Origin of the sequence: Calothrix sp. NIES-3974 (genome assembly GCF_002368395.1) — a bacterium.
Classification (GTDB): Bacteria; Cyanobacteriota; Cyanobacteriia; order Cyanobacteriales; family Nostocaceae; genus NIES-3974.
In genome coordinates this window covers 3,968,238-3,984,249 of record NZ_AP018254.1, presented here as the reverse complement: position 1 = coordinate 3,984,249, position 16,012 = coordinate 3,968,238, and the positions used below count along the sequence as shown (strand labels likewise).

General features: G+C 38.9%; 9 protein-coding genes and 1 pseudogene. 6 read left to right on the top strand and 4 right to left on the bottom strand.

Features of this window, described 5'->3' with window-relative positions; translation table 11 throughout:
* Positions 1–449: 449 nt before the first annotated feature.
* Both CDC37_RS16015 and CDC37_RS16010 read left to right on the top strand, forming a co-directional pair.
* Entirely contained in the window at positions 450–3,059 is a 2,610-nt protein-coding gene (locus CDC37_RS16015) for a dynamin family protein (RefSeq protein WP_096626301.1), read from the top strand.
* 404 nt (positions 3,060–3,463) lie between these two features.
* Entirely contained in the window at positions 3,464–6,865 is a 3,402-nt protein-coding gene (locus CDC37_RS16010; RefSeq protein WP_096626299.1) for a molecular chaperone, read from the top strand.
* Between the two features lie 178 nt (positions 6,866–7,043).
* On the opposite strand, the gene CDC37_RS16005 is transcribed toward CDC37_RS16010, so the two are convergent.
* Positions 7,044–8,222: an RNA-guided endonuclease InsQ/TnpB family protein gene (locus CDC37_RS16005; protein ID WP_096623085.1), complete on the bottom strand. Its 1,179-nt coding sequence runs from the start codon at positions 8,220–8,222 to the stop codon at positions 7,044–7,046.
* Positions 8,223–8,311: 89 nt separating this feature from the next.
* Here CDC37_RS16005 and CDC37_RS25835 point away from each other — a divergent pair.
* Positions 8,312–8,455: pseudogene (locus tag CDC37_RS25835) on the top strand (transposase); the annotation flags it as partial.
* Positions 8,456–8,571: 116 nt separating this feature from the next.
* Here the strand turns inward: CDC37_RS25835 and CDC37_RS15995 are convergent.
* Together CDC37_RS15995 and CDC37_RS15990 are read right to left on the bottom strand one after the other, a co-directional pair.
* On the bottom strand, positions 8,572–9,507 hold the full coding sequence (locus CDC37_RS15995) for a DUF1822 family protein (protein ID WP_096623083.1): 936 nt from the start codon (positions 9,505–9,507) through the stop codon (positions 8,572–8,574).
* Between the two features lie 25 nt (positions 9,508–9,532).
* Positions 9,533–10,663 (bottom strand): hypothetical protein, encoded by a 1,131-nt coding sequence (locus CDC37_RS15990; protein WP_096623081.1) that lies wholly within the window; start codon positions 10,661–10,663, stop codon positions 9,533–9,535.
* Between the two features lie 216 nt (positions 10,664–10,879).
* On the opposite strand from CDC37_RS15990, the gene CDC37_RS15985 reads away from it, so the two are divergent.
* The 3 genes from CDC37_RS15985 to aac(6') all read left to right on the top strand — a co-directional run bounded on the left by CDC37_RS15985 (position 10,880) and on the right by aac(6') (position 12,819).
* A complete protein-coding gene (locus tag CDC37_RS15985) occupies positions 10,880–11,473 on the top strand; it encodes a hypothetical protein (protein WP_096623079.1) in 594 nt (197 codons plus the stop codon).
* 222 nt (positions 11,474–11,695) lie between these two features.
* Positions 11,696–12,166: a hypothetical protein gene (locus CDC37_RS15980; RefSeq protein ID WP_157780764.1), complete on the top strand. Its 471-nt coding sequence runs from the start codon at positions 11,696–11,698 to the stop codon at positions 12,164–12,166.
* A 200-nt stretch (positions 12,167–12,366) separates the two neighbouring features.
* Positions 12,367–12,819: an aminoglycoside 6'-N-acetyltransferase gene (gene aac(6'), locus CDC37_RS15975; RefSeq protein WP_096623075.1), complete on the top strand. Its 453-nt coding sequence runs from the start codon at positions 12,367–12,369 to the stop codon at positions 12,817–12,819.
* Positions 12,820–13,307: 488 nt separating this feature from the next.
* Here aac(6') and CDC37_RS15970 read toward each other — a convergent pair whose 3' ends face one another.
* Positions 13,308–15,902: a pentapeptide repeat-containing protein gene (locus CDC37_RS15970; RefSeq protein ID WP_096623073.1), complete on the bottom strand. Its 2,595-nt coding sequence runs from the start codon at positions 15,900–15,902 to the stop codon at positions 13,308–13,310.
* Positions 15,903–16,012: the final 110 nt, after the last annotated feature.

Here is a 16,012-nt window from a genome sequence, read left to right as displayed (position 1 = left end):
GTTTTTTGCTAACTCTACAAATGTTAAGAAATTATTTTTCTATCCTGATAGCTATTAATTAAATATGCATAAAGAATTCGATTGTCTCAAATATAAATTGTCACTGAGATAGGGTTAATTATGTATAAGTAAATTTTCTTGTGTGGAGGGAGTAGGGTAATACTTAACAGCTAACAGCTTATTTAATAATTTTGAGGAAAAATTCAGCATTTCTTGAATTATCAGGACTTACATGAGGACAACCTAAACACCGTCATTGCGATGTAAGGTAGACGCGAAGCGACTTCTTGCAAAGTAGCAATCCCAAACACCTAATTTCTCGTAACGAGTGCGTAAGTCCTAAATTATCAAAAAATATTTCTGTAAAAATCCTGATATATAGGCAATTGGTGCAGATATTTCTGGATACTGGTAAAAACGAGGGGAAATTTCTGGGAAAGGGAGCAAGTATGAACAGGGATAACGCAGTTGAACAATTGCGTCATTATCAGGAGTATGGGGAGTCGATTCTTCACTTTATTAATGCTGCGGTGGAAAGTCCTCCACCGAAACAAAGTTGGGTACAAACAAGTATTAATGAGAGCATACAAAGGCTGAAGTATCATGCACAGCGTACAGTCGAAATTGCTGCATCCCCTGTGAAAATCGGGATTATGGGGGAGTTTAGTAGTGGTAAAACCCTATTAATTGGTAGTTTAATTGGTTATGCGGATGCTCTACCTGTGAGTGAAACCCCGACGACGGGAAATGTGACGGCTATTCGTTTAATTCAGCAAGCAGAATTTAAGACAACGGAAGTTGGTGAATTTACGGTGCGATACTTGACCCATGAGGGGGTACGGGAGTGTTTGCGGTACATGCTCAAGGAGGTGGAAACCCGTGCAAGTGTGGCCAAATTTCCCCCTGCTGCACTGACGACTTTGCGGAGTTTACAACCAACTACATTTGTTGATAGTAAAAGTATTTTGGCTTGGTGTGAACAAGCTTGGAATCAAACCCAAAGTTTAGAACTGCGATCGCTATTACGGGAATTGGTGGTTTTTGTTCGCACTTATACTTTATTTGGAATTGAAATTTGCGGGAAAAGCTATCGTATTAATCGCGAAACCGCAAATCAGGGGTTACGGTTAGCTGAACCTCCGATGAATATTTTGGAGTTGGGATTTGAGCGGATTCCCATTCCCTATAAACAATGGGATGGGATTGATCGACCCAATGTGGATGATTTACGGAATACATTTAGCTTGATTGGTCGAATTGATGTGACGGTGGAGGTTTCACGGGAAATTTGGGATTTATCGGCTTTGCAAGGGACAAATGAGTTGATTTTACTTGATTTTCCCGGTTTAGGTGCGGCTGATTCCAGTGTCCGGGATACCTTTTTATCGTTGCGGGAATTGGCAGAAGTGCAAACGATCCTGTTGCTATTAAATGGTAGATATCCAGGGGGTGCAACCGCATCCAAAATTCGTACTATGTTGGAGCAGGATAAGGGGGAGGATTTAAAGGAGCGGATTATCGTTGGTGTCGGTCGTTTTAACCAGTTACCTTTGACGGTTGCGGAGGAGCGAGCAATTGATAGTTTGCTCAGTAGTCATGATTTGACTGGGGATGAGTCGATTTTTTCGGTGTTTGCAGAACCGCTGTCGGAGGAGATGGTGTTAGAGCAGATACCGATATTAAAGTTGACAATGGCTAGTGCGAGTAATTTGACTACCCAACCGAAGAATATTGTTTTGCTGTCGCAGTTGTATGGGTTGAGTAAGTTGGATGAGTTATCGAGTCTGTTACAAATTTGTTCACCGGAATTTAAATCGGAGTTAGAACAGCTTTTACAAACGGATGATTGGGAATTGCGGGATAAATGGCGACGTTTAGGGGAGCAAATTATTCCGTCGGGTTATTTACATAAACAGATTTGTGATTTTGCTGACGATGGTGGTTTAGCAAGATTACGGGGATTGTTGAATGAGCATGTGACAATTCACGGAATGCAGCAGCTATTGGAAGATGTGCAACGCGTTGCGGCTGATTTGCGTACTGAACAGTTGGAGTTGGAAAAGATACTTCAGGAAGTGGCTGCCTATATTCCTGCGGTGGAAAATCCTTCCTTTGTGACTTTGCGTCAGGGGATTGAAAATCTAGTGACAATTTATCGTCAGTATCAAGCGGAATTGGAACAGCAACCAATTCTAACTAATCGGACAGGAATTGCCGTGAGTGAATTAGTGAAAAATGAACTTACCCATAAAATCTTTTTTGACTGGAGTGAATGGAACATATTATTTGACCGGACTAAAGGGGGGAAAATCTCTTTAAATAAGGTCATGCGCTTTTTTGAAGAAGATGAAGCAGATGACCCGATTCCAACCCAAGGAGACGATTTTTATCCGGTGTTTGTGCAAACTGTCGATGAAATGCAAGAATTTGCCCATAGTCGCATGAGTGAAGCGGTGGCTGATTGGTTCAGTAAATTGGCCCATGCGGTGGAAACTGAGCGTAGTAAAATTGACCTAATTTTGCAACCCCAAATGGAAGCTTATATCCAAGAGAATTTTGGTAATCGCTCGACAAAGTTGTTTCGGAATTTGATTAGGGCAATTGACCCGGTAAATAAATGGCAACAAATGATACTTACTCGTAGTGGATTAACAGAAAATACCACACCCATAAATGCCAATGCTTTATTTCCCTTAGCGAGACGGGATGCGCGTCACCAAATTGGACAGATTTTTGATTGGAGTCCCCATAAAAAATATCCCAGTCAGGGACGACCTTTTAATCATCAAATTGCTGTACTTCGTTTGCGGAATGAAATTACTGCTAGTTTAGGATTGCATTTGGTGCAGTATGTGAGTTTATTAACTCAACAAACTAAATCATCTTTTTCTGTGGCGACGAAGGAAATTGTTGATAGTTTGCAAGATTTACTTAAGTCGAAAAATGAACCGTTGCTGAGATATATTGCTGCTGCGGAAGATAAACCTGTTTCTAGTCAACCTGCTTGGTTAGAAAATTTATCTCAGTTGGTGGCTGTTTCTTTTCCGGGTGCGGAATAGTAATTCGTAATTTACAATACTGTTTTCATCTGAAGTTGTACATAGTAAGTTGTCCGAAACGAGGAGGAACGACGAGGCAATTTCATTTTTTTCAATGTTAACGAGTTGCTGAGATTGTCGAGTTCCACTTCTTTTCGCACTGCGAGAGCAACAAGCAAGCTACGTAATTACAAAAGCTATATTTTGTCACCTAATTTTAGGTAATTGATATAAATATTATTTGTAGCGTTTCCCTGGACTTGATTGGAGTTGGAAAAGCTATATCTAGTAAAGTTAAGGCTTGTGTGGTTGACTATTATTAAAAGGTAAAAAGTGCGAGTTAAAAAGCAAAAGTAATTAACAGTAATTCAATGTATACTTCACCGATTTCCCTATTACGAGAGGCAATTTCAGGAATATATCAAATGCCAATTAAAATTGAACTTTTAAATCGCTATCAATTACGTTTGAAAGAACAAAAATTAATGCTTCCGGTGATTGAAATTAAACCTACCGAAAGCCCAAATTTACCCCATGTATCGAAAGTTAATATTTCAGTTAGTGGTTCACCTACTGAATTGGCTGTAATTATGCAGTCTGCTTATAAAAGTGTAAATATAGATAATCATCAACCTCTGAAGTTACTCGGACCACAACGGTTGCGTCAAAATGATTGCTTATATACGGAGGAATTACCTCCGGGAGTTGCTTGCACATTGGTAGTAACTGTGGAATACTTTGATTCCGATACTCAGGGAAATCCTGACTTTGATGTGGTGAAGGAGGTGAGTGCTGAATGTTACATTTGGACTCCATCTTCCGAAAAAACGGAATTGCTATCGGAATCGGAATTAGAACCCCAGACTATATTTAGGGAACCAATGGCTCCTACGGAACTGCAAACGGTGTATGTCACAGGGATTCGTAACCAGAATCTTACCTATCCGGGTTGGTTTGCGATTGATTTTGGTACTTCTAATTCTACGGTGACGTTATATGACCCGAAGGTAATTGTCACACCCGAAACCTTACCACGGGAACAGGAAACCAGATTGCGATCGCGGATTGGGGAATGGTTAGCTACACGTCCGACGGGGGAGGAAGCGGGAATAAGTCGTACTGTCTGGGATAGTGAGTGGCAGAAGTTTTTGACGGAATTAAGTCAGGAAATACCCCCTGCTCATCCGGGAAATCGGGATGCAATTGTTGCTTATATCCATCGTGCTGGAAGTACCCAGTTTTTGGATGCGATTCGTCAAATTGAAATGTGTTTGAGTAAACGTTTGGACTGGTTCCGACGTGCTGCTAGTGTGCGGTTAAATGCTATTTACCATGAGGTGTTTCGGGTTCCGGCTCTGGAATGGCAAAGTTTAATACCCGTGGAATTAGATAAAGACCGTCGTCAAAGTGAGATACCCAGTGAATTGGAGGTGATGGGAGTAGACCCCACCCTTTCCCCTGACCATCCCCATAAACTCAAGGTGATATTGGGTGAATCGGCAAAACAGCATCGTCTGGATGCGATTCGTCATGGGGAGGTGATTGATGGACGATTTTTACATTCACCGAAGCGGTATTTTGGTCAAGACCGAGCTTACAAGTTAGGTCAAAATGGCGTAGAAGCAACAATTCCGGTGAATACAATTTTACAGGCTGCCTATGCCCAATTAATTGAACTCACAGATAAATATCGTACAGCCAATGCTGGTAAATGTTCGGATGGCAAATTTTATCGAGCCGTTGTCACCTACCCTACGGTTGCATCCCCCTTTGTGCGTCGAGAAATTGAACATTTGGTGCGATCGCTGGATATTGCGGATGTGCAAATGGCCTATGATGAGGCGGTTTCCGTGGCGATATTCTTTTTGTGGCGGGAATTTGGGGGGGATTTGAATGTGGGGATTGAATCCTTTAAAACCCGTTGTCATTACGATGGAGATAAATGGTGGCAAAATGTGTTAGTGTTGGATATTGGTGGAGGGACGACCGATTTAGCCTTGATTCGTTTGACCCTGAGTGAAATAAATCCCTTTGACGTGGGAGAAGACCGGGGTGACGGGGGACGTTACTACAAACTGACACCCAAATTACTCGGTTCGTCAGGACATTTACAGTTAGGAGGGGAATTAATTACCCTGCGGTTATTTATTGTCCTCAAAGCTGCGATCGCGGATTGTTTATTAACAGCTGTCAGTAACGGTCAGATTCCCAAGGATATACTTAAAGTTCAACCGGAAGAATTAAGCGATCGCTTTTTATTTCAAGGTAAATTCCAATCCGGTGCTTTAATTGCTGCTGTTGACCGGGAGATTCGGGAAGATGATGCCTACAAGGATGCCATTAATGCCATCGAAAAGGTAATCCCCACCCGATGGAAATATGCCCCGAACCGTGCCCAAACTTTTTATACCCTGTGGGAATACGCAGAGGAAGCCAAAATTATCCTTGGAGCCAAACGCCCCAAAGATACTCCCCCAGCCACTTTCACCCTGAATGGAACCCAAATTGCCGAGATTCTCGCCCACAACGAAATCCAACTCAGTGCCGACCTCGCAAGTATAATTTCTGTCACAATCACCACTGAGCAATTTGAACGTTCCGCCGCTCCTGCGATTCGGGAAGCCGTGGCGATCGCTAAGGGATTAGTGGAAAATGCCTTTGCGGCTAAATCCCCTACCCGTCCGGAACAGGTGGACTGGTTAATCCTTTCTGGTAAAACTTGTAATTTTGAATTGGTAAGTAAGGAATTATACCGTGTGTTTGGCAAGTCGGAATTTTTTACTTGGAACCAGGAACGGGTCACTTTTGAGCCAGAATATACTAAAATCGCTACATCTGCTGGTGCTTGTTTTGCCGAAAAACTGCGCCAATTGGGTTTTTCTCCCCAACAATCCAAGGATTTGCTGCGGAAGGGAGCTAATCAATTATACATAGATGTCAAGAATTTATTTTACTTTCTTCCCTGTGCCTTTGCTAGGGAAGTTATCGGGGCAACTCCGGAACCGATATTTTTAGCGGGACAAGAATTATACCAATTAAAACCCGATGATGGGGTGGCGAAATACCGTAGTCCTTGGCAAGGGATGCAGTTAACCAATAATATCATTCGTCAGGACTTTGAAAACATTAAACCCCAACTGTGGGGTAGTTACAACGGTGATGCACTCCGCAAACAACTGCATATGTCCGAAGAGGAGTTCAAAAATCAAATCAAAGTCCAATTTGAAATCGACCAAAAACTGGAAATAGACTTGCTCCTGTGTCGTGGTAATCCCCACTATTACCTATCTTCCCACCATCCCTACCTCGATTTAGCAGCAGCTTGCGGAGTTGCCAATGTCATTTCCCCTGATGGTTGTATACTGGGAGACATTGCCGTCAACGTCATCGAATCTGCGAATGCCCTGAAAACCGATGCCCACACAGTATTATTTGCAGCCAGTACCAACTACCACCATCACTTACAAACATTTCGCGATGACAATAGTCCCAATGCCAACACCGATATTGGTTTAATCACCGAATTACCACCCTTCCCAGCCAACGGTAAACACGCCTTTTATTTCCAATTTCATAACCCCCGTTCCGACCAGTGGGAGTTGATTGGAGAGTTACCCCAACCCGATATCATCAGCGAATATCCCTGTAAATATTACGTCACCCTCACCGCCAAAGGTATTCTCCGTATCCATGCCTTTGATGTCCCTTATTGGGTATCAAATAATCCCCAGGATTTACAGTACGAAGGATGTGTATATCGCGACCATCTCCAACCCCAACCCAACGACATCGAAGCCAAACGAGACCCCTTTTCCGGAGAACATTAGGATTTTGGATTTTAGATTTTGGATTGGAAAACAGATAAATTTCGTAGAGACGTAGCATTGCTACGTCTGGTATTCTGAGCAGAATTATCGAGTGCGATCGCTAAATTCTGGCATTTGTACAGGGTTTTCTTCTAATTGTTTTGACGTTCCCACGACTTAAAGCCGTGGGATTCTTGTTTCATTCAGCCGACTTACTTAAAGGAGTTTCCCCACTTAAGCAGAGGTCGTTCTGTCCACAAGCTTTAGATTCTGTGCGCCCCACAGTACTTTTTAATCCTTTGTTCAAAATCATAGTCGCCGCGTTATGGTCACGGTGCATCACTGTCCCACAACAATGACATTTGTGGGTACGAGTAGATAAAGATTTCTGAACTCGTGTCCCACAAACAGAACAATCTTGCGATGTGTAGTGAGGTGCAACTGCTATCACCCAAATGCCAAAAACTTTGCCATAGTAGTCTACCCAATCAGTAAACAGTGACCACGAAGCGTCACTGATAGATTTAGCTAAATGATGGTTCTTAACCATATTTCGCACCTGCAAGTCCTCATAAACTACCAAGTCGTTTGACTGGACTAGAGTTCTTGCTGTCTTCACAGCAAAATCTTTCCTCTGTCTACTTACCTTGAGATGCTTTTTCGCCAACTTTTTCACAGCTTTGCGGCGATTAGAAGAGCCTTTTTTACATCTAGAAACTTTGCGTTGTTTGCGTTTCAAAGACTTCTCAGACTTACGCAAAAATCTGGGATTTTCAACTGTCTTGCCATCAGAATCAGTGTAGAAAAATTCAAGTCCTACATCAATTCCTACTTGTTTACCATTGTGCTGATGCTGTTCTTTGCGTTCCGCATCAACACAAAATTGGCAGTAATAACCATCTGCTCGTTTAACTACTCTAACTCGCTGAATTTGCTTAGTAGAATAAAAGCTGAAATCACGAGTTCCAACTAGCTGAAATTTCCCTGCTTTAAAACCATCAGTAAAAGTGATGTACTTCTTGTCGGCAGAAATTGCCCATCCTGAAGTTTTATATTCTACGGAATGTCCACGCTTTTTAAATCGCGGATAACCCTTTTTACCTGGCTTTTTAGCTTTACAGTTGTCATAGAAACGCTTAATAGCGCACCAAGCTCTATCGGCAGAAGCCTGACGAGCCATAGAGTTGAGTTTGCCAGCAAAATCAAATTCTTTGGCTAAAACAGCGCAAAGTTTTTGAAGGTCATTCTTGCTAACATCCTTGTTATCTATCCAATGTCTTAGAGCTTTGTTGCGGATAAACAAAGCCGTTCTAATAGCTTCATCTAATAAGCCGTACTGACTTTCTTTGCCCTTCAATTTCGCTTCTAAGACTAACATCGCTCGACCCTGAGATGACAAAAATAATATAGTATATTATGGTTGATAGATACAAGCTATTGACCGCAGTTTGACAAAAAACTTTACATATGTCAGGAAATTACAGGCACAAGACAAAATCAGTCACTATGATTAATTACCACTTCGTCTGGATATCGAAAAGACGAAAAAAGGTGTTAGTTGGAAATGTTGCTATCAGGCTTGAGGAATTGCTTTATGAAAAAACATTCGAGGAAACAATAATCCAGTACTCTGCGAGAAGCCATGCAATGTACCTCTACACAACGAATTGCGCAATGAACGCAACTACGTACTTTTTCTCTCCCATCAAAATTAATGTGGCGGAATACTAGGATAGGTATGAAGTAAAACAAAAACGTTCAGTGTAACTAATGTCATCGAGGGAGACTTGCAATACAAAACTATCTTGAGGATTGCACTTGAATCGGGGAAGTTGAATAAAGTTATCGAACGAGCGAGATGTAACTACCAGTAAAGTTTCTCCCGTATCGTTCAAGATAGCTAATTTTAAATTTTTTGGTAAACAACTTTGTTTAGAATCTGGATAAACCCTAACTTTGATATTGAGTTGTTGATTTGATTCTGGTGACAATACCATTGCTAAAATTACAGATTCACGGTTAAACATAATTTGTTTAACTGCTTTGATTGTCTCTTGTTGTAGTGAAGCAGTATCTTTGAAACATAGATTGAGATTTTGTAGTAATTCATTATTCAACAATGAGTCTAGGGTTTGCCAACCCGCTTGTAAAAATCCTTCTAACCATTCATTTAAGTCAATTACTGAATGACATTGCTGTAAATATTGAGGAAATTCCAGTAATGTAGTTAATTGACTCAATGGTACTTCTTCCCCTATGACACTCTTTGCAAACCCAATTAAAGTCGCAGTTTGTAATAATTCATCAAATTGTACAACTACATATCCCACTTTTGAGGCCCATGTTTCACGGGGAAAGCAAACAAAATCATCGTGGGGGAAAATGTATCGGCATTCTAATTTACCATAGTTTTTAACTATTAAATATGCTGTATCTAAAAAATTTGAAATTATCAATTTATAGCTATCATGTCCTTGACATTCAGTTTCAAAATCTAGACATCTTAAGTAATGATTAACAGCGTAAATAGCAAGGGTATTAAAATAAATTTTCTCAGCTATTACGATATCAATATACTGTTCACAAAACTTGGAAGCAAGTTCATGTGCTTGGGGTGTTAGAGATACACTAAAAGTAAATTGGGATTGCTGTCTGTCATTCATAATTTCCTCCTTTGTAAACTTGGCTTTATGCTTGGATATACTTTTTGATTTCTGGTGCAATCTTTTCTAAATTACGTTGGAAGAAATTACTGAGAGCAGGAATACCTATTTTGAAAGTTTCGGATATTTCTTTCCAGCTTTTACCATCTAAACGGTTGAGCGCAATCACTTGAAACGTAACTTCTGGATGTCCCCTTATATATTTTTGTAGTAGTTGATTTGGGCTAGTTTGTAAATATTCTCGTAGTTGTTCAGAAAGTATGGGTTCTGATTCTGGTTGCGGAATATTTTCTAATTCTTCACCTGCTGGAGATAGTTTGGGTATTGTTGGTAAAGATTGTTGAGCTATTTCAAATAAAAATGAGTTAATATATAAAGACTTCTGTCGGATTAATTGAGCTATGAAAAATATGAATATAAATAGGGCAATTATTTTGAATGTAACTAGATCCGCAATTAAACTTTTTGCATTTAATCGCAGCCAGAAAATCATTTCTCTTTGATTAATCGATTGAATAAAATTAGTTAATTGATATTTTCTTCTAATGATTTTAGCATTAAATTTTTGAATTAATGGGTCAGATTTCCTCATTTGATAGTTACGTAATATCATATCAAAGCGGAAATTTAACCAAGGGATAAATCTACCTTTGCAGGGATTATAAGTATTAATATGTCGATACAACCAAATCCAAAGTTCATTTTTAGCATCTTCATAGATATCATCATATATATGCGCTTTATGCAACAATTTATCAGATAAAATAATTGCATTAATTAACACTTGAAAACCTAACTGCCATTGACTTGTTTGGGGTCGATATTGAGCTACTACTAAAGCTAATTGTTGCAAACAGGCTTCATTTAAGACCTTGCTAAAAGTACGCGATCGCACTTCTTTAATCCATACCGTTACGTTTAATTGAGTGCATTTACCACCATCCAGACTTTGAACAATTTCTTGTTTTAATTCCAACTGTAGCGCTTGATAGATATCGAGATAGACACCACAAAGCAGTTGATGGCGTTGATGACGAAATAAATTAGATGAACGTAACAGATAATCACTTAGGGTGACTATTGCTTGCTGACGTTCATCACCTATGGGTGGAGATGTTTGGACTTGAATGATAAGTTGCAGCAGTTTTTCATCCATAATTTATCTTGAACTATTCGTCTCTAATCTTTAATCCTTCCTTTATTTGGGTTTTTATACATTTAGCGATACAAAATTTACAAAACTTATTTTTGGCAAATTTGTATAAAACTTTTTGTAATCGGTTGATTAAGCAATAGAAACAAGTAAAAGAAAACTTAACTCGCTTTACCTTGTTTTTCCAAAATATAAATTCTTGCTAATAGGAGTAAAAGTATGAAAATCAAGCAATTATTAGTTCCACTCAGTTTTTTGACTCTATTGATGACAACACAAGTTACATCTGCAAAAGATATGGTGGGGTGGAAAGTAATGGGTAACGGTTCGGGGATTGTCGAAGGACAAAAATACAGCTTATATAATCTCGACCAAAAAGACTATCTAGGTTACAAAGACCGACGAGGAGCAAACCTAGGTTGGGACAGTCAACCTAATTCAGGAATGAAAATAAAGCGTCAAAGCGGTAGTGGAGCAATTAAATGTGGAGAGAAGTTTGCTTTGTTTATTGAGAAAGAATGGGTTATCTACGATCAGCAAACCACAGGGATCAATCTCTCAACCAGAACTCAACTCGCTGATGACCGCTATCAGTGGAAGTTCTCCAACTGTCAATCCGGTGAAGTCATTCAATTAAATAAACCCGTAACTCTCGTCAATACAGTCGAGAATGACTCTGTTGTTGGTTGTAAACGTGTTTGGGGTGTGAATCTTTGCTGGGCTGATACGGTATTTACTTATGACGCTCAAAATTACCATAAGGATGCGATTCCCTCTTGGATCAAAGATAAAGTACCAGTTCCATTACCTTAATTTGGTAACTTGAAGTCATTGGTTAATCCGCAGATCGAGGAATTCGTAGAGAGGATTATTCACCAGAAAAAAGAGAATTTAAACTAATTTTTTTTAGATTATTTAGGTTTTATGGGTAGAGTTTTATCTAACTTTATCCATACTTTTTGTTGAACTAGAAAAAATCAGAGGAAAAAATATAAATTGTATAAAAACAGAATTATTGAGGTGATTAATAAATAGATGTCAGGTAAGTACAGTTTACTTGCAATAAAAATTTCTCTTATTTGCCAAATTTCAGGAGATTTTTCCATGTTAAAACGTTTTCTGACCATTTTTATATTAGCAACAACCGCTTTTGCGACGATTTCATCATCATCCTTACTTCCAGTTTCTGCTTCAGAAGAAATATCACCCCCAATTGCTGAATTATCCAATACACAATTATCGCGAGAAGAAACAGTACTTCAAGATGTTAAACCAATCAAAAGTAAAGTTAGTGAAGTTTACGAAGGATTTATTTCTTCGGATAAAATTGATTCATTGAAGCAACAACCTGAAGCTGTTTTACAAAAAGCAGGAATCAGAGTTCCTAGTCGAGCTAAGATAGAATTTTCTGGTGAGACTAATGTTAATAGAGCGCAAAGACGTAGAACCAGAGTTACTATTATTATCTTTGGTGACGGTACTGTTGTGATAATAGTTAGACAATAGGATATACTGAATTAGTTTCAGTGTCCCTAACTGATTGTCACTAATTGGCTTAGATAACATCATAAGTCGGGTTTTTATACTTATAAAAAGCCCGACTTTTAAGACAACTATTTGGAATACAACTTAATTATTAAGCTCAATCATGGATTTAAGAGAGAAATGTGAGAGAATTTAAAAATTAACACAATATCATGTAAATTATGAAAATTATCAAAGTTACCCAGGATGATTTCAATGAGTGGTTAGAACTGTCCTTAAAACTGTGGTCAGACAACTCAATTGAGGAAATGCAAGAAACTTTAACTGATATTCTCCAATCTTCTCGTGAAGCCGGGTTTATAGTTAAAAATAATGATGGGAAAGCAATTGGATTTATGAATCTTTCACTTCGGTATGAGTATGTCCCAGGTGCTACCCAAAACCCTGTTGCATATGTAGAAGGAATTTATATCGAAGAAGAATATAGAAGACAAGGTGTAGGTAGATACTTAATTAAGTTTGCTCAACAATGGGGACTGGAACATGGATGTATAGAATTGGCTTCAGATGCTTTATTAGAAAATACAGAAAGTTATGAGTTTCATACCAGTGTTGGATTTCAAGAAGTAGAAAGAGTTGTCACTTTTATTAAGCCGATAATTTATGATGGCTAATGCTAGAAGCTTTGATTCACAAAAATACCCCTATTTTTGTTTTGTGATTTAGCAGTTCAAAATACAAAAAACAAAAGACTTATTTTTGATGATTTTGTATAAAACTTGATGTTATTGATGGATTAAGCAATAGAAATCGATTACACAAAGGAAGGAAATTATGAAACACCTATATTTCCCTGTCGTCGCAGGTCTCCTTGTTGTTTTGGAATTATCATTACCATGTACTTCACATGCCAAGCCTGTAGACTCAGATTCAGTCGCTCAAAAACAGTGTAGCCTAATTCGTGCCGATGGAAGTGTACACGTAGGAAAATGCAAAAATGTCTGTGCTGGTAAGACGATAGAAAGGGACTATACTAGTCGATATGGTTCTAGATACAAATGCTCTGCTTCACAAAAGAATGCTCCTAATTGAGGGAAGTGCTGTTGAAGTTTGTTAAAAACCTCACCTTAATTTTGTATCTGAAACTACAAGACGATTTGAGTTATTTATCCGGAAGCAATTTCCCCCAACTCATTCCCACTTCAGCACTATTTTGAAACAAAATGGGTAGCCAAGTTGCATAGGGAAATTCATCTTCCCAAGCTTCTAATCTCTCCCGTGCTTGTCGGACTGCGGTATACAATGACTCTCCCCGAGAAAAAGTGGTGAGAAAATTTTTTAAAAACTCCTGTGCCACTTTATCTGGTACAGGTTCTCGCATAACTATCATTTGGGGAATGTGCAAATCTGCTAATTCTTTTGCCAATCCTAAACCATCACAGGAGTTAAAAATGGCAAGTTGTAAACCGCGTTCGATTGCTTTTGTTAAAGCATGTTTGAGTTCTTTTATTCCCAGCAATTTAGTTTGATTAATTAACATTTTGCCTGTGCTACCGTCAATTTGGGATGAACTATGTCCGGAGAAACAAAAAATATCCCAACCCTGTTCGTCCCAAAGTTGTTGATGTAATTCTTGGATGGTTGGTTCGACGAGAAAAACAGTTTCGCATTCTGGTAATTTTTCTAAAACTTGACGGTCTGCTTCTACATCGATTCCTGTACTATTACCAAGAATTGTTAAAATCCTGGTTTGATGACGAGTAAATTGTAATTTTCCTGCTCTTTCTCCAATTGTTGATAAAGCAATTTCTGCTTGACGATAGTGTCGAAAAAAATCCCATAGATGCCAAGGAAGCCGTTGCAAATGAATATCTTTAGTTTGAAGGATGATTGGTACTTGTTCTCGTAGTGTGAGATGGGAATGTAATTCTCTGACGATTGGTTGAAATTGGATGGAATTGAGCCAATTATCCAGATTTATTTCTAATTGATCGCCATAATAATTTAGTTCTTGGCGAGAAAAATTTGTCATCGTGTCTTCTGTATCAAATGTAATCCGTCCAAACCAATTTTGAGAACGATAAATTTGTCGCCATTGTTGATATAGTTGTAGAATATTTGGCGCGGGTGGTAATTTTGCTGTAAATGTCATTGGTAGAGGATGTTCATGACTGCATACCAAAGCTGTGACGGGAAAACCATCATCAAAGTTACCTTCTCCCAAAGTTAGAATAATTAATTTATTAATGCGGCTTGGAAGATGATGATAATTTAAACCTTGTTGAGCTAATAATTTGGTAATCTCTGTCATTTCTGCCGAATGTTGGCGGTAAATTTCGATTTGGGCTTGTTTTCCTTCTAATTCGGCTTGATATCTAGTTTCAATTATTTTGAGTTGCTGTTGATATTTTTGTTGTAAATCTTGGTGAATTTTACCCTTATCTGCATTTTCAGAAACATTTACTTTGACAACAATCAAGCCATCACCCTTATTTTCAATACTATTAATTGTCAGTTTTTCTGTGTAATTTTTGGCTGCAACTTCTTTGATGGCAATAATTAAGGCTTCCCAATCAACACCATTGCGGAAAATTAAATCAATTGTATCGACAACTACTTGGAAAAGCTTGCTAAATTCTCCTTCTCGAAATATTCCACTTGCAGGATGTCTTTCTCGCTGCTGATTGCGTAAATAAATGTATTCGCAAGTGATATTTTCTAGTTGGGTTTTTGCGTCAATATGCCAATTTTCTAAACAAGCTGCGGTCAGATATGCTTGTTGAAAATTAGTTCCTAATGCTTGAATGTTGGTGAGATTTGCTCTTTCTAAAATCGCTCCGACCAGTAGAGATTTACTAATATTTGCTTCAGTCAAATCAGCATCACTCAAATCTGCATATGCTAAATTTGCTCCCTGGAGATTACAACCTCGATAGGATTTACGCACACCCCGACGACTAACGACTAAATCCCGTACCGGAGGATTACTCAAAATAGTCCCGTCAACTCTTGTTAAATCGAGATTTTTAGCAAGATGAAAATTAGTCCCTGTAATGTTTGCATGACGTAAATCTGCACTTTTGAGAATTGCTTGGGAAAAATCAGCATTTTCCAAGTTTGCATTACCAAAATTAGTACCACCAAGAGTAAATAAAATTCTGCTGATTTCCTGAATTATAGTAAATTTTTTATCTTCCAATAAACATCGCCAACTAATATAAATACTCATGGATAACAGCGCGATCGCAACTCCTACAGCTATTGGCAAAGCTGGCATTATCAAAGCGGTTGGCTGAGAATTGGCGATTTTAAATACCGCGATCGCAACAGAAATCGTAACTATACCAAAAGTTATTTTTAATACACTCATCAATTTGGGTCTGGCTTCAAAGGTCGCTCCCAAAACAGCGATCGCACCGCTAACGGTAGCAATTATCGCCCAAATTCCTGCTGCTGCTGCTCTCCAAGCTCCTGCACCCACCATTTTTAATCCAGATGCACCTAAATTTAATCCTAATACAGCCCCTAAAATAACAACAATTGTCCCCCCAATTCCAGCCATTGCCAGCAAAGCCATAACTAAACCCTGACGAATGCTACTCAGACAAAAAACCCCTAAGACAATCGCAACAATCAAACCAGGAATACCATTTTCGACGTTAGGTACACCATCGTATAATGGCTCCGAAGACTGAAATATTGTCTCAGTAAAGATGACAGCAGCAATCCATGCAGAGAAGACACTGACAATTGCCAAAAGTAGCGAGCAAACAACACTGAAAATCGCCCAATGAGTTTCTACTCCTGCTTGAGCGTAACTAAAATTGGTATTAACTAAATTTGCCTCCCGAAAGTCCGCACCTTTGA